The sequence below is a fragment of the Halobium salinum genome (assembly GCF_026586625.1).
Lineage (GTDB): Archaea > Halobacteriota > Halobacteria > Halobacteriales > Haloferacaceae > Halobium > Halobium salinum.
Genome location: NZ_JAODIW010000008.1, coordinates 50,338 through 72,939, shown reverse-complemented (window position 1 = coordinate 72,939; position 22,602 = coordinate 50,338). Strand labels below are relative to the sequence as shown.

Genomic DNA, 22,602 nt, shown 5'->3' with positions numbered 1-22,602 from the left:
CTTCTGTCCGTGTCTATTTGACGGAACCGGATAAACTAGGCGGTCCAAATCCGGTTCCGTCAAAACAACACGGATAATACACGGAATCGTCTCGGTTCGGGGGTCGGGTGTCGCTCGGGCGCACCAGAACCCGGAGCAGGACGGCCGCACAGTGTCGTTTCGCGGCCCGACCGCTCGGTTCCCCGCGGAGCAACACTGATTAGCGCGTCGGGTCAGGTGCTACGTGCCCGATGAAACACGGCGAACTGGATTCGGTCGACCGACACATCCTCTACTATCTCCAGGAGGACGCTCGACGGACCTCCTCCAGTGATATGGCGGAGAGACTCGACCTCTCTCCCAGTACCGTCCGAACCCGCCTCGAAAAGCTCGAGAGCAGTGGCATCATCCGTGGGTACCACCTCGACATCGACTACGAACTGGCGGGGTACCCCCTCTACACGAAAATCGTCTGTACCGCCCCGATTACGGAGCGCGGCGAGCTCGCGAACCGCGCCCGCGAGGTACACGGGGTGACGGCCGTCCGCGAGATAATGACCGGGAAACGGAACGTCTACGTGAACGCCATCGGCGAGGACCACGACGACCTCAACCGCATCGGCGAGGAACTCGACGCGGTCGGCCTCGACATCGTCGACGAGCAGATAATTCGGGACGAGTACGTCTGTCCGTATCAGGGGTTCCTCGACCCGGACGAGCGACCGGACGCTCCGGACGGGGGAGCGAACGACGGGTAAGAATCCGCTCGGCGGGACGACTACGGCGACGGCAGGTCCCAGCCCCGTCGAAGCGCGAGCAGCCGAACGCCGAGCACGAGTCCCGCACAGCCGAGCGCGGCGGCCGACGGGTCGACGCCAACTGACTCCGCGAGCCAGAACAGTGCCCCGCCGAGCACCGCGGGTGTGGCGTAGAACTCCTCTCGGAGCACGACCGGCACCCGCGAGAGGAGCACGTCCGCGAGACTCCCCCCACCGACGGCGGTGAGCGTCGCGAGGGCGACGACGCCGAACGGCGAGAGTCCGGCCTCGTGGCCGACGAGCGCCCCCGTCGCGGCGAAGGCGGCGAGGCCGACCGCGTCGGGCGCCAGGAGCAACGGGTGGTCGAGGAGTCGACCTCGAACCCGACGGGCGAGGAGGACCGCGAGCGCGACGCCGAGGAGCGCCACCGCCACGTCGCCGGTCGAGCGCAGGGCGCCCGGGACGCGACCCACCAGGACGTCGCGGACGGTGCCCCCGCCCAGCGCCGTCAGGACGCCGAGGACGGCGACGCCGAAGAGGTCGAGGTCGGCGTCGGCCGCCTTGAGCGAGCCGACCATCGCGAAGGCGACGAGCCCGACGACGTTCATGAGAGCGAAGACGCCGCCGGCTTCCGGTGCCGGCGCCATCAGAAGTCGAACCGCACTGCGTCGCCGGGGGCGAGCCCGAACGCCTCCGCTCCGCGCCCCCGATTCACGTCGCACTCGGCGTACCCGTGGCTACCGACGGTGACGAGGCGGTCACCCGGAGCGACGGCCGCGAAGGAGCGACCCACCGGGACGCGTTCGCCGTCCACCGACACCGACTCCCTGCCCCGGACGGCGTCGCCGGGAACGTTCGTAATCGCGTTTCCGAAGTCGTCGACGACGAGCACCTCCCCGTCGGCGCCGTCGGCGTCGACGCTCGCCGCCGGGAGCCGCAGGTCGACCGGGTCGTCGGTGGGGTCGAGGTCGGGGAGTGAGGGCAGGTGGTCGACGCCGGCCTCGTACAGCTGCGCGGCGGCGGGCGCGAACACGTCCCGCCCGTGGAAGGTCGTGGAGTCGGGCTCCGGGTGGTCGAGGACGAACGCCTCGACCGCCCCGTCGGCGTCGGCCCCGGCGTCCGCGTCGGTTCCGTCGTCCCCGCCGAGCCCCTGTCGCTCGGCGAGCGCGCGGGCCGGCGGGAGCAGGACGCCGTTGTCCGGGCCGACGAGGGCGTGGTCGCCGACCCGGACGACGAGGGCGTCGCGGTCGGTGCCGACGCCGGGGTCGACGACGACCAGGTGGACCGCGGGCGGGAACTCGGCGAGCACGAACCGGAGCCAGAACGCCGCCGCTCGAACGTCCTGTCGAGGGAGGTCGTGGGCCACGTCTTCGAGGCGAGCGTCGCACTCGCGGGCGAGGACGCCCCGCATCGCGGCGGGGTACACCGAGCCGAAGTCGGAGGCGAGAGTAATCATCGGTCGCGGTCGGTCTCGGACGCCCTCACTCGGGGTCCGCGGTGCCGTCGGGCATCTCGCGGGCCGCGGCGGGGAGTTCGTCGTCCGCTACGTCGTCGCCGGCGCCGTTCGAGTCGGAGTCGGCGACGTGTTGGATGCGGTCGACGCCGCCGATCTCCTCGATGACGCCGGCGACGGGCTCCGGGACGAGGTTCTCCCAGTCGCCGTCGTCGATCATCCGTTGGCGGAGCTCCGTGCCTTCGAGCACCTCGCGGCGGAACATGGGGGAGCGACGCACCTCGACGCCCGCCTCCTCGAACAGCTGGATGACGAGGGGGTTGTTGGAGTAGGCCACGTCGAACTTGGGGCTCATCGACTGGACGTGGCTCACCCAGACGGAGTTGCGGTCGAGGTCCTCGATGGGGACGACGTAGGTCGTGAGGTCGAACTCGGCGAGGGACTTCGTGAGCATCATGACCCGTTCGCCGGCCGTGAAGGGGTTTCGCGGCGTGTGTGAGTCCCCGGCGCTCCCGATGCCGAGGACGAGTTCGTCGACCTCGTCGCTGATTGCTTCGACCATGTGTTGGTGGCCGTTGTGGTAGGGCTGGAACCGCCCGATGTAGAACCCCCGCATACCCCACCGTTCCCACCCAGTATTTATAAAATCCGCGGGACGGTGTGCCCGACGTATTCGGGGGATACAGCGCCCCTCCGTGTCGAATCGGCGATGCAATCGCCTCGCACCGGGGGAGAAAGTATATCAGTTGAGGACCCTACGATTGAAGTAGCGACGCAGTTCTATGAGTAACGATAGAAACCACGACGACGACCCCCCGGAGGAGGGGATCGACGGGCTGTCGTCCCCACACGAGGAGGGGCGCGACAACGCGAACACCCCCTCGAAGATTCGCGACGAGGAGGAGATCGAGGACCGGTCCATCGACGACCTCGGGAGCGAAGTCGAGATCGAGGCCGAGATCGCAGAGGACGTCGGGAAGGACGACCTCCTCGGTGGTCTCCGCATCGACTCGACCGCCGAAATCGAGGTTCCCGACCGGCTAGTCGACCAGGTCATCGGGCAGGAACACGCCCGTGACGTGGTGATGAAGGCGGCCAAGCAGCGCCGCCACGTCATGATGATCGGCTCGCCCGGGACCGGGAAGTCGATGCTCGCGAAGGCGATGGCCGAACTCCTCCCCAAAGAGGAACTGCAGGACGTTCTCGTCTACCACAACCCCGACGACGGCAACAACCCGAAGGTCCGCACCGTCCCCGCGGGCAAGGGTGACCAGATCGTCGAGGCCCACAAGGAGGAAGCCAGAAAGCGCAACCAGATGCGCTCGTTCCTCATGTGGATCATCATCGCCGTGGTGCTGGGCTACTCGCTCATCATCGCGGGCCAGATTCTCCTCGGCATCCTGGCGGCGGGTATCATCTACCTCGCGTTCCGCTACGGTTCGCGCTCCAGCGACGCGATGATTCCCAACCTCGTCGTCAACAACGCCGACACCAAGACGGCGCCGTTCGAGGACGCCACGGGCGCCCACGCCGGTGCCCTGCTGGGCGACGTGCGCCACGACCCGTTCCAGTCCGGCGGGATGGAGACGCCGAGCCACGACCGCGTCGAGCCCGGCGCCATCCACAAGGCGAACAAGGGCGTGCTGTTCATCGACGAGATAAACACCCTCGACATCCGCTCCCAGCAGCATCTGATGACGGCCATCCAGGAGGGCGAGTTCTCCATCACGGGCCAGTCCGAGCGCTCCTCGGGTGCCATGGTCCAGACCGAACCCGTCCCGACGGACTTCATCATGATCGCCGCCGGGAACCTCGACGCGATGGAGAACATGCACCCCGCGCTCCGTTCCCGCATCAAGGGGTACGGGTACGAGGTGTACATGGACGACACCATCGAGGACACCCCCGAGATGCGCCGGAAGTACACCCGCTTCGTGGCCCAGGAGGTCGCGAAGGACGGACGGCTCCCGGACTTCTCGAAGGAGGCCATCGAGGAGGTCATCCTCGAAGCCCGCCGGCGCTCGGGCCGGAAGGGTCACCTCACGCTCGAACTGCGTAACCTCGGCGGCCTCGTCCGCGTCTCGGGCGACATCGGCCGCTCGGAGGACGCGGACGTCGTCACGCGCGACCACGTGCTCCAGGCCAAGAGTCGCTCGCGCTCCATCGAGCAGCAGCTCGCCGACGACTACATCGAGCGCCGGAAGGACTACGAACTGCAGGTCTCCGAGGGGTACGTGGCCGGCCGCGTCAACGGGCTCGCCGTCATGGGCGAGGACTCGGGCATCGTGCTCCCCGTCATGGCCGAGGTCACGCCCTCGCAGGGGCCGGGCGAGGTCATCGCCACCGGGCAGCTGAAGGAGATGGCCCAGGAGGCCGTCTCGAACGTCTCCGCCATCATCAAGAAGTTCTCCGACGAGAACATCTCGGAGAAGGACATCCACATCCAGTTCGTCCAGGCGGGCCAGGGCGGGGTCGACGGCGACTCCGCCTCCATCACCGTGGCGACGGCGGTCATCAGCGCCCTCGAGGACGTGGGCGTCGACCAGAGCCTCGCCATGACCGGCTCGCTCTCCGTTCGTGGTGACGTGCTCCCCGTCGGCGGCGTCACCCACAAGATCGAGGCCGCCGCCAAGACCGGGATGGACCGCGTCATCATCCCGCAGGCGAACATGCAAGACGTCATGATCGAGGACGAGTACAAGGAGATGGTCGAGATCATCCCGGTCTCGCACATCTCGGAGGTGCTCGACGTGGCGCTCGAGGGCGAACCCGAGAAGGACTCGCTCGTCGACCGCCTGCGCAGCATCACCGGCTCGGCCTTCGAAGGCGGCAAGGGCCAGAAGGGCAGCGCCCGCGGCCCGAGTAGCCCCAGCCCGCAGTAAGGCATCCGAATCGAATGGCGGACTGGACGACGTTCGCCGGGTTCACGGCCGTCGTCCTCACCTTACTCCTGCTTCTCGCACGACTCTCACAGGGCCAGTTCCGCGAGCGACCGCCGTCTGCGGACGACGAACCCGCTGACTCCGGACCCAGCCCCGACCGCGTCCGCGACGGCGCCAGGGCGGGTACCGCCAGCGGTGACCGCCTCGTCTACCCCTTCGCCGACTGGCCGCACTCCTCGGTCGGCGGGCACGCCTCGACCGGTCCGGCCCGGCCGTCCGCCCTGACGGACCTCTCACCCGGCACGCTCCTTCTGAACGTCGCGGTCTCGCAGGGGCTGTTCGGGGGCCTCCTCGTCGCCGGCGCCGTCCTCACGGGGGTTCCTGCGAGCGCGTTCGGTCTCGACGCCGAGGCGTTCGCGCCGGCGACGCTCCTCGCCGGGGCGGCCCTCGGCGTGACGCTGTACGGCGCCAACGAGGTCGGCGCGGCGGTGGGCGAGCGATTCGGCCTCGGCGGCGGTGAGGCGCTCAGGGAGGCGCTCGCCCCGGAGTCCGCGCTCGGCTGGGCGGTGCTCCTGCTGGTCGTCCTCCCCGTCATCGCCGGCTTCGAGGAACTCCTGTTCCGCGGGGTACTCGTGGGCGCCCTCTCGGCCGGGTTCGGCGTCTCGCCGTGGCTCCTCGCGGCCCTCTCGTCGGTCGCGTTCGCGCTCGGCCACGGCGCACAGGGGCCGACGGGCGTCGTCGTCACCGGTCTCCTGGGGTTCGTCCTCGCCGCCGGCTACGTGCTCACCGGGAGCCTCCCGGCCGTGATTCTCGCCCACTACCTCGTCAACGCACTGGAGTTCGTCGTCCACGAGGGGCTCGAGGTGGACTGGGCATGAGCCGCGACGGAGACCGGGTCAGTCGCGCCAGTTCTTCACCTTCGCCGCGACCGGGAGCAGCCGCTTCCCGAGTTTGAACAGGCCGTCCCGGGCGCGGTCCGGGAGGTGGCCGATGACCGCCGAGCCGTAGGCCGCGGCGCCGACGTAGTAGCGAGCGTTCGGGTCGTCGACGGTCGCCGTCCGGACGATGACGTCGGCGACCTCCTCCGGCGAACTCGACGCCGACCCGCCGCCCCACACGGAGAGGTTGTCGTCGTACATCCGGTAGAGCCAGTCGTAGGCGCCGGAACGGTCGAGGTTATCGAACTCCGCCGTGAAGCGGTCGTTGAACCCGGTCGCGACGGCCTCGGGCTCGATTACGACGACTTCGATTCCCTCGTCTTCGACCTCGACGCGGAGCGCGTCGTGCATCGCCTCCAGTGCGGCTTTCGACCCGCAGTGGGCGCCGCCGCCGGGCGCCGAGACGAGACCGGTCGTCCCGGAGACGGTGACGATGCGTCCCGAACCCTGCTCGCGCATGTGGGGGAGGACCGCCCGAATCAGTCGGTGCGGGCCGTGGACGTTCACGTCGTACTGGGCCTGGGCTTGCTCGACCGGGATGTCCTCCAGCGCGCCGAACTGCGCGTAGCCGGCGCAGTTGACGAGGCAGTCGATGCGGCCCCGCTCGTCGGCGATACGCGAGACGACGCGGGAGACGGCGTCGTCGTCGGTCACGTCGAGTGCGGCGGTCTCACAGCCGGCGTCGCGGAGCTCCGAGAGTGTCGACGCGTCGCGGGCTGTCGCATAGACGCTCCAGCCGGCGTCGACGAACGCGAGCGCGGTCGCGCGGCCGACGCCGGAGGAACAGCCGGTGACGAGGACGGTGTTCGGGGTGTCCGTGGTGTTCGGGGTGTCGGTGTTCACGACTCTTCCACGCTCGGCGGGAGGATACTCTTGTGGGCGGCGACCGCATGCGGGGCCACCGGCCGAAGAGCGCCCGAACCGCCGGAGTGAAGTGTCACAGCGCCGAGTTCCGGCTATGAGCGCGTCCGGTTCCGACCTCGACGTCCGCGACCCACGTATCGCCGTCCAGTTACTGTTGCTCGCCGCGTACGTCGCCCTCGTGTTGTACGCCGGCGCGACCGGAGACCCGCTCGCGGGCCTGGCCGTCGACATCGCGTTCTCCGTCGCGACAGTCGTCTTCGGACTCTACCTGTCGACGACGGCAGCCGGCGACTCGCTCCGGGCACTCGCCGCGGGCGCGTTCGTCGGCACGGGGGTCACGCAGGCGATTGCCCTGTTCGGCGTCGCGTTCGCGGCACAGCTCTCGGACCTCTTCCTCGTCGCCGCGCTCGTCCTGTTCGTCGTCATCCGGTTCCGGCGGTAGTTCGCGGTCGGCCGGACCACCTCGGTGGCTCCCCGATTCGCGTATCAGCGACGCCGGAGGCCGAGAAGTCGAGCGTCGACTCCGAAAGGAGAGACGTGGTGCTCCCGTCGAGAGCGTGTTGTCGCCCCCGACGCGCTCTGCGTATGGGCTCGCGTCAGCGACGCTCGACTCGGTCGACGTAGTCGGCGAACGTCTCGGTCGCCCGCTCGAACGGCGCCGGCGTCGTCACGTCGAGACCGAGTTCCGCGAAACTCCCGACGGCGTCCCGTCTCCCGGTCGATTCGAGGAAGCTCCCGTACGCCTCGGGGGAGAGCGACCCCTCGCGGAGGCGGTCGGCGACGACGAGCGCGCCGGTCGCGCCGAGGACGTACTGGTAGTAGTGGTACGGCGCCCGGTCGTGACTGATGCCGAGCCAGTACCGGTCGTCCTCGGGGTACTCGACGGGTGCGTGGAACTCCCTGCGGCCCTCGGTGTACGTCTCCGCGAGACGGTCGAGCGAGAGGGACTCGCCGCCCTCGATCCGGCCGTAGTGTTCGTGCATCGCGAGCGACGTGCGCGCGGCGTTGTAGAGGTTCCCGTCGAGCGTATCGAGCAGGCGGGCGTCCGCGTGGGTGGCGAGCGCCGAGACGTCCCCTTCGACGGTATGCAGGTGGTCCGCGAGCAACAGCTCGTGGAGGAGGCTCGGCACCTCTTCGACGGGACGCGGACCGGTCGCGTACAGCGGTCGGTTCGCCTCCCGGAGTTGCTCGACGTGCATGGCGTGCCCGAGTTCGTGTGCGAGGGTGAACGCCGAGGAGAGGTCGTCCTGGTAGTTCAGCAGGACGAACGCGCCCGAATCGTACGAGGACGGGCAGTAGGCGACGTCGTCGCGTTTGTTCGCCGCTTCGTACACGTCGACGCGGCGCTCGTCGAGGAAGTCGGCGAGCCGACTCTGGTAGTCGGCGCCCAGCGGGGCGACCGCCTCGACGATTAGCTCGCGGGCACGGTCGTAGGGGAGGTCGGGGTCGGCGGTCGGCCCCTCACCCTCTTCGGCCAGCGGAACCCGCAGGTCCCACGGGCGGAGCGTCCCGACGCCGAGCGCCTCGCGTCGTCGCTCCAGCAGGCGATGGTGTGGGCCCAGATTCGAGCGAATTCCGTCGAGCATCGCGTCGTGGGCCGCGGGCGGGAAGCGCTGGTGGAGCCCCGTCTCCGGATACGTCGGCTTCGAGAACGCCATCTCCCTGACCGAGCCGAAGTTCCGCGCCTCGGCGCGGGCGGCGGCCGCCCCGTAGCGCTCGCCTATCGCCGTGGCGAACGCGGGCGCGAGGTCGTCCAGCGCGCCGACGTACGCCTCGTACACGCGCCGACGGTAGTCGCGGTCCGGGCGACGCAACTCGGAGGAGACGCGACTCATCGTCGGCGTCACCCGCTCGCCGTCGGGGCGTTCGACGGTCGGCGGGTCGAACGTCTCGGTTTTGAGCGAGCGGAGCACTCTCACCGGTGCGTCGAGCGGCTCGTCGACCGTCGCGAGGACCGACTCGACCTCGGCCGACCGGACGTGCGCCGACCGTCGCCGGACGTCGTCGAGGTAGCGGTCGAACGCGGCGAGTTCGGGCGTCGACTCGCGGTACGCGTCGAGGGTCGCCGGGTCGACGCGGGCGACCTCGCGCCGGGCGGCGTTCACGACCTCGCGTACGTCGCTCGCCAGGGTCGCCGCCCGCTTGCGGTCGGTGCGTCTGTCGCCGTCCTCGGTGTCGAGGTCTACTCGGAGTCGGGCGTACAGTTCGAGGCGGCTCCGACGACGGACGAGGCACTCGACGGATTCGAGGGCGTCGAGTAGCGCCTCGCCGGAGTCGGCGACTTCGGGGGTGTCGGCACGGTCGTCGCTCGACTCGACCCGCTCTCGGAGGGCCGCCGTCGCCTCCGCGAGCGCGTCGTACTCACGCTCCCACGCCTCGGGGGAGTCGAACAGTCGGGTCAGGTCGAACGTGTAGCGGTCGTCGATATCCTCGCGGTTGGGGTGTGACATCTCGCTGGTGTACTGGTGTGTTGGTGCGACACGGACCGGCGTCGCGGGTCGGCGTGAGTCGGTACGAACCGGTGGCGACGCGGTCGCTCGGTGGGCCTGCCGAAGGGGTATCCGTAGCGGCGGTCGCCGGTCAGAAGCGAATCGAGACGGTCATGGTTCGACCCGAGTTGACACGTCGTACTTCGGTCGAACTGAAAAGCGTGGCGGTGGCTCGGGGGTCGACTCGGCGTTCGGCCCACTCGCTGTCGGACTGTGGTGGCTGCCGACCGACCCATCGGTCTACCCCTCTCGTGTGCCGAGGTTCCGGTCTCGCGGCGGGCCTCCTCAGTAGCGCAGTTCGCTACACACTCCGGCCGAGGCGCGTGCGTAGGGAGGGTAGGGAGGTGAGACAACCCGCTACGGTCGCGTGAGCGCGGTCTGTGGGCGTACCGTCAGGCTTCCAGCCGCCGGAGCGCCTCGGCGACCGCCGGCGGGGCCGCGCCCGGCCCGTCGATTCGGTGGTCCGGGACGAACAGGGGGGCCGGGTTCGCACGCAGGGCGCGCTCCACGAGCAGGCGGTCGTCCTCGTCGTCGGCGTCGAGGCCGGCGAGCGTGGTCAGCCGGGAGACCGTGATGGTCTCGCCGTAGGGGACGTTTCGCACTGCCTCGAGCACCTCCCGCTGGTCGGTCGCCATCGTGAGCGCGAGGGGCACGTCGTCGAAGTGGTCGGGGGCGCCGTCGAGGTAGTCGGCGACTCTGTCGAGTAGCGGGTGGTCCGTCTCGGCGTCGTCGGGAATCGACTCGGGGAAATCGACGTTGATGACGCGGCCGCTGGCGACGCCGATTTGGACCGTCCGACCGAGCGCCTCGAACTCGCGGGCGTAGATGCCGGTGTCCTGCATGGGCGAAGGGAAGGCGCGAGGCGGTTTGAAGGTTGAGAACTCGGAGGAACCTGAATCGGATTCGGTGGGGGTTGCGGTCTGCTGCCTACAGTCTGCGGTCCGTTGTGTGGGGTCTGTGGCCCACTGAGTGCGGTCTGCAGTCCGCTGAGTACCGCGCGACTAAGGCAGAACCGTCGGTTCCGCTTGAAGCCGGCGAGCACCGCTCGCCGGCGACGACCGAAGGGAGCGGCCGGCTCTTCGCCCACATCTTCCGACAATGGTGCGTGAGCGGAGCGAGCGCACCCGACGCCGAAGAAGATGGAGCGGAAACCTTTTGAACAAATCAGTCCATTAGTGCACAACGATGAACGCTAGTGACGAGGAGATGGCGCCGGCGGTGCGCTCCATCCTCGACGCCGCGCGCGAGCGACCCGGGGGCGAGGAGCGCCTCGCGGTGGACGCCCGCTCGCTCCCCGAGGCCTTCGCGGCGGCCGAGGCCGACGGGCGCGTGCCGGTGGTCGCCGAGGTGAAACCGACGAGCCCGACCACGGAGGGCACCCGCGAGGACGACCCCGTGGAACTGGCCCGGGAGATGGTCGAAGGCGGCGCGGCGGCGCTCTCTGTCCTGACCGAACCGGCGCACTTCGGCGGGTCGACCGAGAACCTCTCGCGAATCCGGGCGGCCGTCGACGTGCCCGTCCTGCGCAAGGACTTCCTCGTGCGCGAGGACCAACTCGACGCCGTCGAGAGCGACGTCGTCCTCCTCATCGCGCGCTTCGTCGGCGACGACCTCCCCCGTCTTCTGGAGGCGGCCGAGGAGCGCGGCTTCCAGGCGCTCGTGGAGGTCCACGGCGAGGGGGAGCTGGAGCGGGCGCTCGACGCCGGTGCGACGCTCGTCGGCGTCAACAATCGGGACTTGGGAAAGCTCGAGGTCGACCTCGGCACCTTCGAGTCCGTCGTCGGCCCGAACCGCGAGCGAGTTCCCGACGACGTGACCCTCGTGGCGGAGAGCGGTATCACCACGGCCGCCGACGCCCGTCGGATGCGGGACGCGGGCGCGGACGGCTTACTCGTCGGGAGCGCCATCATGGCCGACGGCTCGGTGCGGTCGAACACGGAGACGTTTACCCGTGCGAGTCCCGAGGGGAAGTCATGAGCTCCGACACCACACCCGACGGGGAGCGCGACGGCGACGGTCACGCCGACTCGCGCGCTCGAGCCGACGGGAAGTTCGGCCGCTACGGCGGCCAGTACGTCCCCGAGGCGCTGATGCCGGCCATCGAGGAGCTGACCGACGCCTACGAGCGCTACGTCCTCGAGAACGAGGGCGGGTTCATGGACGAGTTCCGGTCCCGACTGGCGGACTTCGGCGGGCGACCGACGCCGCTCCAGCGCGCCGACCGGCTCTCCGAGCGCTACGACCGCGAGGTGTATCTCAAGCGCGAAGACCTGCTCCACGGCGGGGCGCACAAGCTGAACAACGCGCTCGGGCAGGTGTTGCTCGCGAAGTACATGGGGAAAGAGCGCATCGTCGCCGAGACCGGCGCCGGCCAGCACGGCACCGCGACGGCGATGGCGGCGGCCCACCTCGACCTCCCCTGTGAGATATACATGGGCGAGCGCGACACCCGACGCCAGCGCCCGAACGTCTTCCGGATGCGCATCAACGGCGCCGAGGTGAACCCGGTGACGACGGGGCGGGGCACCCTGAAGGAGGCCATCAGCGAGACGATGCGCGACTGGGCGACGAACGTCGAGGACACCCACTACGTCATCGGCTCCGTCGTCGGGCCGCACCCGTTCCCGGCGATGGTGCGGGACTTCCAGTCGGTCATCAGCGAAGAGGCCCGCGAGCAGGTGCAGGAGAAGGCGGGCCGCCTCCCCGACTCGGTCGTCGCCTGCGCCGGCGGCGGCTCGAACACGATGGGCGCGTTCGCGGAGTTCGTGGGCGACGAGGGGACCGACCTCGTCGCCGTCGAGGCCGGCGGCTCGTCGCTCGACGTGGACGAGGAGGCGGGCGTCGCGCCCAACTCCGCGTCGCTGTCGACCGGGAGCGAAGGGGTGCTCCACGGCGCCCGCACCAAACTGCTCCAGGACCGGGACGGCCAGATAATGGAGTCACACTCCGTCTCCTCGGGACTCGACTACGCCGGCGTCGGCCCCGAACTCGCCCATCTCGTCGACGAGGGACGCGTCCGCGCGGTCAACGTCGACGACGACGCGGCGCTCGAAGGGTTCCACCGCCTCTCGCAGGAGGAGGGAATCATCCCGGCACTGGAGACGGCCCACGCGTTCGCCCACCTCCACGAACACCCGGAGGAGCTCGGCGAGGTCGTCGTCGTGAACGTCTCCGGCCGCGGCGACAAGGACCTCGAGACGGTGCTCGAGGAGACCGAACAGCGGGAGGTGTCGAACGCGCCGGACCTCTCGGTGCTGAGCGGCGGGCTCGGCGGGGCACACGGCGCAGGCGATGCTGACGCCGACGCTCGGGGAGGCGACGAATGAGCCGCATCCCCGAGGCGTTCGAGGGCGGCCCCGCGTTCGTCCCGTACCTCGCCGTCGGCGACCCGGACTACGAGTCCTCGAAGCAGTACGTCGAGGCGCTGGCCCGCGGCGGCGCCGACGTCATCGAACTCGGCCTGCCCTTCTCCGAACCCATCGCGGAGGGCCCCACGATTCAGGGAGCGGTCGTCCGGTCGCTCTCGGGCGGGATGACCCCCGAACGGTTCTTCGAGTTCGTCGCGGAACTCGACGTCGACGTCCCGCTCGTCTGCATGACGTACTACAACCTCATCTACCGCTACGGGGGTAGCGAGGCGCGGCGCGCCTCGGAGGCGAGCGGTGAAGCCGCGAGCGAGGAAGCCGACCGACCTCGGGCCTTCGTCGAGCGCGCGAAGGAAGTCGGCATCGACGGGTTCGTCGTCCCCGACCTCCCCGCGGAGGAGGCGGACCCCCTCCGTGAGGCCTGCGACGAGTTCGACCTCGACCTCGTGTTCATCGTCGCCCCCACCACACAGGGCGAGCGTCTCGAACGCATCATGTCGCAGGTCTCGGGGTACGTGTACGTGCAGGCCCGCCTCGGCGTCACCGGTGCGCGCGACGACGTGTCCGGTCAGACCGACGAGAGCCTCGGTCGCCTCTCGCAGTGGGACGTGCCCAAGGCGGTCGGCTTCGGCATCAAGACCGGCGAGCAGGCGGAGCGAATAGTCCGTGGCGGTGCCGACGGAATCATCGTCGGCAGCGCGCTCGTCGACATCGTCGCCGAGGGGGCGGCGGACGGCGAGGACGCCGAGGTCGTCGCCGACCGACTGGAGGCGAAGGCCCGGGAGTTGAAGACGGGGGCGATGCGGGGTGCGGGAGTCGAAACCGAAGAGGAAGACGACGGGCAGGAAGTACCGAATCCGGAACGCACTTGAGGCGAGTTGCCACAGTTTCACACACTTCGACTATGGACACGGGAATTCAGGCACGACTGACACGAATCTCCACGGACGACCGCTACCTCATCGTCCCGATGGACCACGGCATCACGCTGGGGGCCGTCACGGGACTCGCGGACATCGAATCGACCATCGACGCCGTCACGCGCGGCGGGGCGGACGCCGTCCTCACGCAGAAGGGCATCGCCCCGCGCGTCCACGGTAACACGAACGGTGCGGGGTACATCGTCCACTTGAACGCCTCTACGGTGGTCGGACCCGACTCGAACGACAAACGCATCACGGGCTCCGTCGAGGAGGCGCTCCGAGCCGGCGCCGACGCCGTCTCACTCCACCTGAACGTCGGCAGCGACTACGAAGGGAAGCAGATCGAGGACCTCGCGCGAGTCACGGAGGAGGCGCATCGCTACGGCGTCCCCGTGCTCGCGATGACGTACGCCCGCGGCGTCAACCTCGAAGGTGACGACCCCGAACACGACCCCGAGTATCTCGCGCACGCTTCGCGGCTAGGCGAGGAACTCGGCGCCGACGTCATCAAGACGGCCTACTCCGGCGACGCCGACTCCTTCGAGCGCGTGACCGAGTCGACGCGACTGCCGGTCGTCATCGCCGGCGGCGCGAAGGGAACCGACCGACGCACCGTCTCGAACGTCCGCGGCGCGATGGACGCCGGCGCGGCCGGCGTGTCGATGGGCCGCTCCATCTTCCAGCACGAGGACCCCGAGGCCATCGCGCGGGCCGTCGCCGCCGTCGTCCACGACGACCGCTCCGTCGAGGAGGCGCTGTCGACGGCCGGATTGAGCGGCGAGTAAGCGCGGTTCGGAGGGGAATCGAGTACGTCTCTCACGCGCCACGACGTGACGCTTCTCGCGGCCTCAACGCCTACCTACCCGCCGGGCGCGACTTCGGTATGGACGACCAGACCCGGCGGGGACTCGTCGGCGCCGGCGTCTTCGGGTTCGGCGTCAGCGGGCTCGTCGACGTGCTCGTACTCCATCTCGTCTTCCAGTGGCACCACCTCGTCTCGAACGTCGTGTCCCCGGCGACGCTGTCGGGACTCCGGACGAACCTCGTCGCCGACGGCCTGTTCTCCGTGGCGATGCTCGTCGTCGCACTCGCCGGCGCGGGGGTCGTCTGGCGCGCGGAGCGTCGGGCGGTCGACCCGCTCCCGGCGCGGGCGCTCGCCGGGGCGGCGCTGTTCGGCCTCGGCACCTTCGACGTGTTCGACGTCGTCGTCAACCACTGGCTGCTGGGTCTCCACCACGCGGTCGGGATGGACGGGGCCTACGACCCTCACTGGTTCGTCGTGAGCCTGCTGCTCGCCGCGGCGGGTGTCCTCGTCTACCGGAACGCGGAGGTGTCGCGGACGTGACGGTCCCGGTCGTCGGGTCGACGGCTCCGACCCTGCTCCACGGCGGTGCACCGGCGACGGCCCCGCCGGGAGTGGTCGTCCTCGTCGGGTCGGTTCTCGCGGTCGGCCTCCTGGCGTGGGGCGGGACGCTCGCACTCGACGCTGTGGTCGCGCGACTGTTCTGAGGCGGTTCAGACGAACGCCAGCGGCACCATCCCGAGCACGCCGACCGTCAGCCCGACGGCGAGTTCGCGGTACCCCCTCCCGGGCAACTCTCGACCGACCGAGAGCGCCTCGGGGATGAACTCGGTGAGGACGAGAAATATCATCGCCCCCGCGGCGAACCCGAAGCCGATAGGGAGGAACTCCCGGGCGATGCGGACGAAGTAGAAGGCGATGACGGCGCCGATGGGCTGGGGGAGACTGGAGAACACCGCCGCGCCGACCATCCGCCAGCGGCTCACCCCCAGCTCCTGGAGCGGGATGGAGATGGCGAGCCCTTCCGGGACGTTGTGGATGGAGATGGCGACAGTCATGAACACCGCGAGTACCGGGACGGTGAGTCCGAGGACGGGGATGCCACCTTCGAAGCCGAGTTCGGCGAAGGAGACGCCGACGGCGACGCCTTCGGGGAAGCTGTGGACGGTGAGCACGCCGAGGATGAGCACGAGCTTCTTGAGGTCGCCCTCGACGATGGCCTGCGGGTCGACGTGGTGGTCGTGGCCGTGGCCGTCGGCGTGAGTGTGACCGTCGGTGTGACCGCGACCGCCGTCCGGTGAAGGCCGAGTCACCTCGTGAGCCTGGTCGTCGGAGTGGTCGTGGTCGTCGTCGTCTCCGGCTCCGTGGTGGTGGCTGTCGTCGTGGTCGTGGCCATCTCCGCCGATGTCGACGTGGTCGAGCACGGCGTCGGCGACGACGACGAGCACCACGCCGGCGAGAAGCCCGACCGCGAGCTGCCAGCGTCCGGTCGCCGCCGCCAGCCCCTCGGTGACGAGGCCGAACACGGAGGCGGAGACCATGATGCCGCCGGCGAGTCCCCACAGCGCGACGCGCCAGCGGTCGCTGAACTCGTCGACGAAGAAGAACGGCACCGCTCCGAGCCCCGTCGCGAACGCCGTGAGAAGCCCGGCGACGAAGACGAAGACGAGGTTCTCGAGCACCCCCATGACGAGTGTGGCTAGCACACCGAACGCGAAGTATCTTTTCAAATAGCGAACTAATTTTCGGTTCGCCTAAACTCGATGGGCCGTAGACCGACCGAGTCGTTTTGTCCCTCCCGGTCGACTCGTGGCCTATGCCGACAAGCCCCACGGATTTCACGGACCGAACCGTCGTCGTCACGGGTGCGTCGAGCGGCATCGGCCGGGCCGTCGCCCGCGCGTTCGGCGAGGCGGGTGCGACCGTCATCAACGCCGACCTTCGCGAGGAGCCGAAAGACGAGGGCGAGTCGACGCCGACCCACGAGGCCGTCCGAGAGGCGGGCGGGACGGCCGAGTACGTCGAGACCGACGCCTCGGACCCGGACCAACTGGCCGCGGTGGTCGAGGCCGCCCGCGACTACGGGGGGTTGGACGTGATGGTGAACAACGCGGCGATGCAGCTCCCGAAGCGCATGTTCGACGTCGAGCGCGACGAACTCGAACGTATCCTGTCGGTGAACGTCGGGAGCGTCTACTTCGGCACGAAGGTCGCGGCGCGGGAGTTCGTCGACCGCGACCACGAGGGCGTCGTCGTCAACACGGCGTCCATCTCCTCGAACCTCGCGCAGGCCGGGCAGGTGCAGTACGACGCGACGAAAGGTGCGGTCCGGATGATTACGCGCGGCGCGGCGCTCGAACTCGCCGAACACGGAGTTCGGGTGAACGCCGTCGCGCCGGGCCAAATCGCCACCGAGTTCGTGGAGGGGTGGACCGCGGAGGCGACCGAGAAGGGAGCCGAGGGCGGCCTCGCGAAGCCGATTCCGCTCGGTCGGGCGGGGACGCCCGAGGACTGCGCCGGCGCCTACCTCTACCTCGCCAGCGACGCCGCCTCGTACGTGACGGGCGAGCTGTTGCACGTCGACGGCGGCTGGCAGGTGTATTAGGTCGGCGACGGTCGCGGCCACTCCTCCCGTGGCGACGGGCCCCGCTGCTCGGGGGTCGGCTCGAGCGACCGTGGCCGCCGCTTTCGGGGCGTGAATCCGGTGAAAACCGACGCGTCTCGCGTCCGGGTCTCAGTGCGCTTCGACGACGACGGTCCCGGCGACGCGGTCGGCAAGGCGCTGGCGCTTGTCGCTGACCGCGATGGAGACGATACCGACGACGAGGAAGCAGCCGAACACCGGCATCGAGAGGATGCCGCCGATAACGCCGAGCATCCCGAACGGGGCCATCGCCAGGAGCGGGGCCGCGCGGATGGCCGCCTTGCCGGGCGTCACGTCGCTTCCGTCCTCCTGAACGACTGTGATGCCGAGGAGGCGCTTGCCGACGGTCTGCCCGTCCCACCACCCCTCCAGACCGACGTTGTACAGGTACAGCGAGAGCGAGGCGAGGAGCGTGCCGACGAGTGCACCGCCCATCGCGGCCGCAGCGGCCGTGTCGCCTCCCGCTCCGCCGAGAAGGGCGCTCGCGCCAACGAACGGGACCATCACGGCGACGTAGAGGACGAACATCAGGACGTTGTCGATGAGCTCCGCGCCCACGCGCTTCCCGATGATGTCGGTGTCTTCCCGGGTGGGTGTGCCCACCGAGGTCGGCGAATCCGTCCGTCTTTCGGCTTCTACTGCTGTTGCCATGCCTGCGGACAATGGCAACTCCCCGACATCAATGTATCGGATTCTGACATGTACTCCGAGTAGAAATAATATATTATTTACAATTTCGGCCGACGGGTGTCGGGCCCAACTCGAGTCGTCGTCCGACCCTGCTCCATCCGCCATTTTGATACCGCGTCACCGTGAGGCCCACCTAATGACACGGAGCGTCTGGTTGAAGGCCGACGACGAGGTCGGCGACTGGAACGTGCGAAAGCGACGCATCACCGCCGGGTTGGAGGCCGGCGTGGACTGGGTGCTCGTCGACGAGGCCGACGTGGCCCGCGTCCGTGAGCTGGGCGACGTGAAGGTCGCGGCGTTCCGCTCGGACGCCGACATGGTCGACGAGGCCGAGACGGACCGCGCGGAGCCGGACGCCTACGTCGTCGGGAAGGACGGCGAGGGCGACGGGACGGTCGACCTCCCCTCCGACTTCTCGGGTTCGGCGGACCTCTCGACGCTTCGCCGGAGTGACAACCGCGCACAGGGGGCCTTCGTTCGGGTCTTCGACGAGGACTACGAGGCGTTCGCGGAGGCCGCTGCCCGCGAGGCCGAGTTCACAGTCGTCGTCGGCGAGAACTGGCAGATCATCCCCCTCGAGAACCTCATCGCGCGCATCGGCGAGGAGACGACGCTCGTCGCGGGCGTCACGAGCGCGGAGGAGGCCAAAACCGCCTTCGAGACGCTCGAACAGGGCGCCGACGCCGTGCTTCTCGACTCGGACAACCCCGACGAGATTCGCGAGACCGTCGCGGTGCGCGACGCGAGCGAGCGCGAACAGCTCGACCTGGTCTGGGCCGAAGTGACGACCGTCGAGCGCACCGGGATGGCCGACCGCGTCTGCGTCGACACCGGGAGCCTGCTCGACCACGACGAGGGGATGCTCGTCGGCTCCATGTCCCGCGGACTCTTCTTCGTCCACGGCGAGACCGCCGAGTCGCCGTACGTCGCCTCCCGACCGTTCCGCGTCAACGCCGGCGCCGTCCACGCTTACGTTCGAACCCCCGGCGGCGGGACGAAGTACCTCGCCGAACTCCAGTCCGGCGACGAGGTGCAGATCGTCGACGGCGACGGCAAGACGAGAGAAGCCATCGTCGGCCGCGTCAAGATAGAGAAGCGCCCGATGTTCCGCGTCGAGGCCCGCGTCGAGACCGAGGAGGGCGAGGACCGCGTCGAGACCCTCCTCCAGAACGCGGAGACCATCAAAGTGCCCACCAGCGAGGGGCGAAAGGCCGTCACCGACCTCGAACCGGGCGACAAGGTGCTGCTGTACTACGGCGCCGAGGCCCGGCACTTCGGCGAGGAGATCGAAGAGAGCATCATCGAGAAGTAGACGGGTTGGGGCGATGGAGACTGTTCTCTGTGGGTGCGCGCTGACGGGCTCGTATCGCGTGTCGCTCGACTTCCCTCGCCGGAAATCGTTGCCTTCGAGTTGTCACCCGAGCCCTCACGATAGTACTACGGTACATTCCCGTACTCTTGATTGCAGATCCTGATGAGGGTGGGCACTAGAATACACAACTCAGGAAGGTGACGTTCACGTCGGCTCTCTCGGTCCACATTCGGTGCCTGCGTCGAAGGGGCGCCCACCGGTAGTGAAAATACTGATATGTGGGCCTCGGAGACGTACTGGTTCTGATTCGACTGGGAACCCGATGGAGGGTGAAGGCGACTCACTCCGAAAGTGCCCCAGCTGCGGACGGAGGTGAGCGGAGTCTACATAGAGGACGAATACTGCGATTACTGCGAGACGGAACAGAGGTCAATTTCCGAGCAGCAACTAGTTCTCTAACATATGTCCGAATTCGCGCTTCGAGTTTAGAGGTCGAGTCAGTTCGGCTCTAGAAAGCCTCGTGGCGCTCCAGTTCCAGTCTATGCCACGAACACCGATTGGAGGGACACTCAATGTGCCAAAATCAGCTAGCCTCGTTTCGGCCTAGACGTACGTCTATCCAGGACGCCATAGACGGACGTTCGCCGGACTGCGTTGGTCACGCGTGATCGTCATCAGATTCGAAATCCGACTGCTCGAACCATCGGGATGTACGTCACCACTCCGTCCAACTGTGATTCCTATTCAGACGCCTCGAACGAGTGTCCACGAGTTCGCGCCTCACCGCGGCCGTTGCGTCAAAACCAGTCGGCCCTGTGAGGGCGGCGCCGAGATACACGGCGCTGACAAGCGAGCGGTCGCATCCAAATGCCGTAGCCGCGGCGCAGACGCTCGCCGCCCACGCTCGGTTCTCCTGCAGGTCGTAGCGTGCTTTCTCCCGAAGCCAACCGGCGACGAACTTACGGGCGACGTTCGGATGCTGCACGATTTCGTCGCGGTACTTCTGCCAGACGAGACTACCGTAGAGCTGTTGCTTCGGATCCTCGGAGACGTTCGAGGAGTGGCTAATACGGCGCACGAGCACCTCTGGTAGGTAGTCGATTTTACACCGTTTCGCGAGTCGGATGGTCATATCCCAGTCGACACCACGAGGGAGCGACACATCGAACCCGCCAACCGCCTCGTAGAAGCGCTGTTTTATCATATGACTCGAATGTGGTTCAAAATCGAACGCGGCGAGCACCTCCGGATAGACGTCTCCTCGCTTTTTCGGACGGTGGCGGACGATGACCCGTCCGTCCTCGTCCGTGACGACGCCGCCCGTGTAGAGCATCCCGAACTCTTCGTCTAACTCGCTCAAACGCTCGACCTGGCGTTGCACTTTCTCCGGATGCCATCGGTCGTCGTCCCCAAGAATACAGTAGTACTCCCCGTCAGCCACCTCGGCTGCCCGGTTGAAACTGTATGAGATGCCCCGATTCTCGTCGTTGTATCGTACCCGAACTCGGTCATCGTTAGTGTAGTCTTCGATGACTCTCCCGGTTCCGTCTGCGGATCCATCGCAGACGACAACGACTTCGATATCCCGATAAGTTTGGCGTAACGCCGTTTCGATGGCCCCGCCGATGTATCCAGCTCTGTTGTACGTCGGGATGAGTACACTAACGAGGGACATTGGAGACCAATGGTACGAATGAATAATAACTGTCACTGCTAGATGCCTCTGATGCGACGTTGAGCGAGAGGAAACGGAGCGCCCTCTGTCTCCAGAGGATGGTATTATCGGGAGTCGGGCCGCTCGATTCCCACAGACCCTTAAGTATCGGACGCTCAGTGCGCGGTATGGTAGACACCGAGACCTACACGATAGAAGGGCCGGACGGCGACAGCGACGAGGTCGAACTGCCGGCCGGACTGGTCGACGTACTGGCGGAGCAGGGTGAGGAGCCGACGGCCGTCGTCGGCGACGTGACGCTGATGGCGTTCGTCCAGCGCGCGCACGCCATCGTCCACCACTCCGAGGGCGAGGTGCCCCCGGACCTCGAGCAGATGGACGAGGCCGCCCAGGAGCTGTTCGAGGAGCGCTTCGGCGTCTCCTTCGCCGAGGCGACGGGTCACAGCCACTGACCGCGCCGACCAACCGACCCGTTCGCAACTCGAATTCGGGTGAGAATTTCCACCAACCGAACCTGTTTTTCAGGGGTCAGACAAGTTTTTGGTTACCGGTAGCATACCTCACGGGCAGGGAGGAGCAATGCCAGCGAGACTCGAACAGCGGGCGACGACGGGGGAGAAACTGACCGAAGAGGACGTCCTGTCGACGTTCTCCGTCTACCAACCCAAGACGGCCCTGATGGTCGCCGAGGAACTCGACATCGAGCGCCGGCGCGCCGTTCGGCTCCTCGACGAGTTGGCCGAGCGCCACGACCTGACGAAAGCGCGCGCGAGCACCGAGACACCGGTGTGGCTCCGGCCGCACCCGAACTGAGCGACCGGGTCCGAACCCAGTTTTTTCCGTCGAGGGAGCGCCACCGTAGGCCATCGTAGGGTGTCGTCGGTGGCTACACGCCACGCACTATCAACTTCATAATCGGGTGTAGGGGAAGCAGAACGAAGGTGGAGGTACCCGACCATCGGGACGTATGCGTCACAACTGCTGTTGCCCACACGGAGAACACGGCATCGAATCGGGCGGAGTGAGCGAGGACCCGAAGGTACGACGATGACGGCGACAGCGCTCGCTCTCGCGGCCGTTCCGCTGCAGTCCGGCGGCGGCTTCCTCTGGTACGCCGTCGTGTTCCTCGTCCTGGCGATTCTCGCCGGCGTCGCCGGATTCCGTGGAATCGCAGGCGTCTCGATGGGAATCGCGAGAATCCTCGTTATCATCTTCCTCGTCCTGTTCGTCGTCTCCCTCCTCCTGTAGCGCGGGTCGATTCCGTCCCGGCCCCCGTTCGAGAAACCTTATGCTGTCGCCGAGGAATCTCGCGACCACGTCATGCACGCTCGCGCGGAGGAGTTCGTCACGGAGGCGACCGAACGATACGACCTCGACCCGACGGTCCAGGAGTTCCCGGAGGGGACGAAGACGGCCGCGGACGCCGCGGCGGCCATCGGCTGTCCCGTCGGCGCCATCGTGAGCAGTCTCGTCTTCGTCGTCGACGGCGAACCGGTCGTCGCGCTCACCAGCGGCGCGAACCGCGTCGACGAGTCCCGACTGGCCGACCACTTCGGCGTCGACCCCGACGCGGTCGCGATGGCCGACGCCGACACCGTCCGCGAAGTGACGGGGTGGGCCATCGGTGGGGTTCCGCCCATCTGTCACACCGCGGAGAATCCGACGCTCATGGACCCCGCGTTGCTCGACTACGACACCGTGTGGGCGGCCGCCGGGACCCCGACGACGGTGTTCGAGGTCGACCCGGAGCGCCTGCGCGAACTGGCCGAGGCGACCGTCGCCGACGTGACCGCCTGAGGCCGAGTCGTGGCGTTCGTGGCTGAGGCTG

The 22,602-nt window shown here is 68.1% G+C and carries 25 protein-coding genes; 16 read left to right on the top strand and 9 right to left on the bottom strand.

Annotated elements, in window-relative coordinates; genetic code table 11:
• Positions 1-230: 230 nt before the first annotated feature.
• On the top strand, positions 231-737 hold the full coding sequence (locus N5095_RS12475) for an Lrp/AsnC family transcriptional regulator (protein ID WP_267623215.1): 507 nt from the start codon (positions 231-233) through the stop codon (positions 735-737).
• A gap of 20 nt (positions 738-757) precedes the next feature.
• Here N5095_RS12475 and N5095_RS12470 read toward each other — a convergent pair whose 3' ends face one another.
• Genes N5095_RS12470 through N5095_RS12460 form a run of 3 tightly spaced genes read right to left on the bottom strand, consistent with a single transcriptional unit; the run spans position 758 to position 2,806 of the window.
• Positions 758-1,384, bottom strand: coding sequence for a trimeric intracellular cation channel family protein (locus N5095_RS12470; RefSeq protein ID WP_267623214.1), 627 nt, complete (start codon positions 1,382-1,384; stop codon positions 758-760).
• Positions 1,384-2,193, bottom strand: coding sequence for an SAM hydrolase/SAM-dependent halogenase family protein (locus N5095_RS12465; protein ID WP_267623213.1), 810 nt, complete (start codon positions 2,191-2,193; stop codon positions 1,384-1,386). The genes N5095_RS12470 and N5095_RS12465 overlap by 1 nt, the downstream gene beginning before the upstream one ends.
• Positions 2,194-2,218: 25 nt before the next feature.
• A complete protein-coding gene (locus tag N5095_RS12460) occupies positions 2,219-2,806 on the bottom strand; it encodes a nicotinamide-nucleotide adenylyltransferase (protein WP_267623211.1) in 588 nt (195 codons plus the stop codon).
• Positions 2,807-2,972: 166 nt separating this feature from the next.
• On the opposite strand from N5095_RS12460, the gene lonB reads away from it, so the two are divergent.
• Positions 2,973-5,072 (top strand): ATP-dependent protease LonB, encoded by a 2,100-nt coding sequence (gene lonB / locus N5095_RS12455; RefSeq protein ID WP_267623210.1) that lies wholly within the window; start codon positions 2,973-2,975, stop codon positions 5,070-5,072.
• A 14-nt stretch (positions 5,073-5,086) separates the two neighbouring features.
• On the top strand, positions 5,087-5,950 hold the full coding sequence (locus tag N5095_RS12450) for a CPBP family intramembrane glutamic endopeptidase (RefSeq protein ID WP_267623209.1): 864 nt from the start codon (positions 5,087-5,089) through the stop codon (positions 5,948-5,950).
• Positions 5,951-5,968: 18 nt separating this feature from the next.
• Here the strand turns inward: N5095_RS12450 and N5095_RS12445 are convergent, their stop codons facing one another.
• A complete protein-coding gene (locus tag N5095_RS12445; RefSeq protein ID WP_267623208.1) occupies positions 5,969-6,853 on the bottom strand; it encodes an SDR family oxidoreductase in 885 nt (294 codons plus the stop codon).
• A 115-nt stretch (positions 6,854-6,968) separates the two neighbouring features.
• On the opposite strand from N5095_RS12445, the gene N5095_RS12440 reads away from it, so the two are divergent.
• Positions 6,969-7,316, top strand: coding sequence for a hypothetical protein (locus tag N5095_RS12440; RefSeq protein ID WP_267623207.1), 348 nt, complete (start codon positions 6,969-6,971; stop codon positions 7,314-7,316).
• A gap of 154 nt (positions 7,317-7,470) precedes the next feature.
• Here the strand turns inward: N5095_RS12440 and N5095_RS12435 are convergent, their stop codons facing one another.
• Complete coding sequence (locus N5095_RS12435; RefSeq protein ID WP_267623206.1) at positions 7,471-9,324, bottom strand: M3 family oligoendopeptidase; 1,854 nt, start codon at positions 9,322-9,324, stop codon at positions 7,471-7,473.
• 431 nt (positions 9,325-9,755) lie between these two features.
• The gene (locus tag N5095_RS12430; protein ID WP_267623205.1) at positions 9,756-10,205 is read right to left on the bottom strand and encodes an MGMT family protein; all 450 of its coding nucleotides are present in this window, start codon (positions 10,203-10,205) and stop codon (positions 9,756-9,758) included.
• A 343-nt stretch (positions 10,206-10,548) separates the two neighbouring features.
• Here N5095_RS12430 and trpC point away from each other — a divergent pair, with 343 nt between their 5' ends.
• The 6 genes from trpC to N5095_RS12400 all read left to right on the top strand — a co-directional run bounded on the left by trpC (position 10,549) and on the right by N5095_RS12400 (position 15,160).
• Positions 10,549-11,340: an indole-3-glycerol phosphate synthase gene (gene trpC, locus N5095_RS12425; protein ID WP_267623204.1), complete on the top strand. Its 792-nt coding sequence runs from the start codon at positions 10,549-10,551 to the stop codon at positions 11,338-11,340.
• A complete protein-coding gene (gene trpB / locus N5095_RS12420) occupies positions 11,337-12,689 on the top strand; it encodes a tryptophan synthase subunit beta (protein ID WP_267623203.1) in 1,353 nt (450 codons plus the stop codon). The genes trpC and trpB overlap by 4 nt, the downstream gene beginning before the upstream one ends.
• The gene (gene trpA, locus N5095_RS12415; RefSeq protein WP_267623202.1) at positions 12,686-13,600 is read left to right on the top strand and encodes a tryptophan synthase subunit alpha; all 915 of its coding nucleotides are present in this window, start codon (positions 12,686-12,688) and stop codon (positions 13,598-13,600) included. Before trpB ends, trpA begins: the two co-directional genes overlap by 4 nt.
• A gap of 32 nt (positions 13,601-13,632) precedes the next feature.
• On the top strand, positions 13,633-14,436 hold the full coding sequence (locus N5095_RS12410; RefSeq protein ID WP_267623201.1) for a 2-amino-3,7-dideoxy-D-threo-hept-6-ulosonate synthase: 804 nt from the start codon (positions 13,633-13,635) through the stop codon (positions 14,434-14,436).
• A 98-nt stretch (positions 14,437-14,534) separates the two neighbouring features.
• Positions 14,535-14,996, top strand: a complete 462-nt coding sequence (locus tag N5095_RS12405; protein ID WP_267623200.1) for a DUF2243 domain-containing protein — start codon at positions 14,535-14,537, stop codon at positions 14,994-14,996.
• Positions 14,993-15,160 (top strand): hypothetical protein, encoded by a 168-nt coding sequence (locus tag N5095_RS12400; RefSeq protein WP_267623199.1) that lies wholly within the window; start codon positions 14,993-14,995, stop codon positions 15,158-15,160. The genes N5095_RS12405 and N5095_RS12400 overlap by 4 nt, the downstream gene beginning before the upstream one ends.
• 6 nt (positions 15,161-15,166) lie before the next feature.
• Here N5095_RS12400 and N5095_RS12395 read toward each other — a convergent pair whose 3' ends face one another.
• Positions 15,167-16,141: a ZIP family metal transporter gene (locus N5095_RS12395; protein ID WP_267624471.1), complete on the bottom strand. Its 975-nt coding sequence runs from the start codon at positions 16,139-16,141 to the stop codon at positions 15,167-15,169.
• Positions 16,142-16,269: 128 nt separating this feature from the next.
• On the opposite strand from N5095_RS12395, the gene N5095_RS12390 reads away from it, so the two are divergent.
• Positions 16,270-17,058 carry an SDR family NAD(P)-dependent oxidoreductase gene (locus tag N5095_RS12390; protein ID WP_267623198.1) on the top strand — a complete coding sequence of 263 codons (789 nt, stop codon included), beginning with the start codon at positions 16,270-16,272 and terminating at the stop codon, positions 17,056-17,058.
• Positions 17,059-17,187: 129 nt separating this feature from the next.
• On the opposite strand, the gene N5095_RS12385 is transcribed toward N5095_RS12390, so the two are convergent.
• The gene (locus N5095_RS12385; RefSeq protein WP_267623197.1) at positions 17,188-17,748 is read right to left on the bottom strand and encodes an RDD family protein; all 561 of its coding nucleotides are present in this window, start codon (positions 17,746-17,748) and stop codon (positions 17,188-17,190) included.
• Positions 17,749-17,923: 175 nt separating this feature from the next.
• On the opposite strand from N5095_RS12385, the gene N5095_RS12380 reads away from it, so the two are divergent.
• The gene (locus tag N5095_RS12380) at positions 17,924-19,099 is read left to right on the top strand and encodes a 3-dehydroquinate synthase II (RefSeq protein ID WP_267623195.1); all 1,176 of its coding nucleotides are present in this window, start codon (positions 17,924-17,926) and stop codon (positions 19,097-19,099) included.
• A gap of 715 nt (positions 19,100-19,814) precedes the next feature.
• Here N5095_RS12380 and N5095_RS12375 read toward each other — a convergent pair.
• Positions 19,815-20,774 carry a glycosyltransferase family 2 protein gene (locus N5095_RS12375; protein WP_267623194.1) on the bottom strand — a complete coding sequence of 320 codons (960 nt, stop codon included), beginning with the start codon at positions 20,772-20,774 and terminating at the stop codon, positions 19,815-19,817.
• 167 nt (positions 20,775-20,941) lie between these two features.
• Here N5095_RS12375 and N5095_RS12370 point away from each other — a divergent pair, with 167 nt between their 5' ends.
• The 4 genes from N5095_RS12370 to N5095_RS12355 all read left to right on the top strand — a co-directional run bounded on the left by N5095_RS12370 (position 20,942) and on the right by N5095_RS12355 (position 22,571).
• On the top strand, positions 20,942-21,226 hold the full coding sequence (locus N5095_RS12370) for a DUF7545 family protein (protein ID WP_267623193.1): 285 nt from the start codon (positions 20,942-20,944) through the stop codon (positions 21,224-21,226).
• Between the two features lie 127 nt (positions 21,227-21,353).
• Entirely contained in the window at positions 21,354-21,587 is a 234-nt protein-coding gene (locus N5095_RS12365; protein WP_267623192.1) for an ArsR family transcriptional regulator, read from the top strand.
• A gap of 234 nt (positions 21,588-21,821) precedes the next feature.
• Positions 21,822-22,022: a DUF1328 domain-containing protein gene (locus tag N5095_RS12360; protein ID WP_267623191.1), complete on the top strand. Its 201-nt coding sequence runs from the start codon at positions 21,822-21,824 to the stop codon at positions 22,020-22,022.
• A 72-nt stretch (positions 22,023-22,094) separates the two neighbouring features.
• Complete coding sequence (locus tag N5095_RS12355; protein WP_267623190.1) at positions 22,095-22,571, top strand: YbaK/EbsC family protein; 477 nt, start codon at positions 22,095-22,097, stop codon at positions 22,569-22,571.
• Positions 22,572-22,602 lie beyond the last annotated feature (31 nt).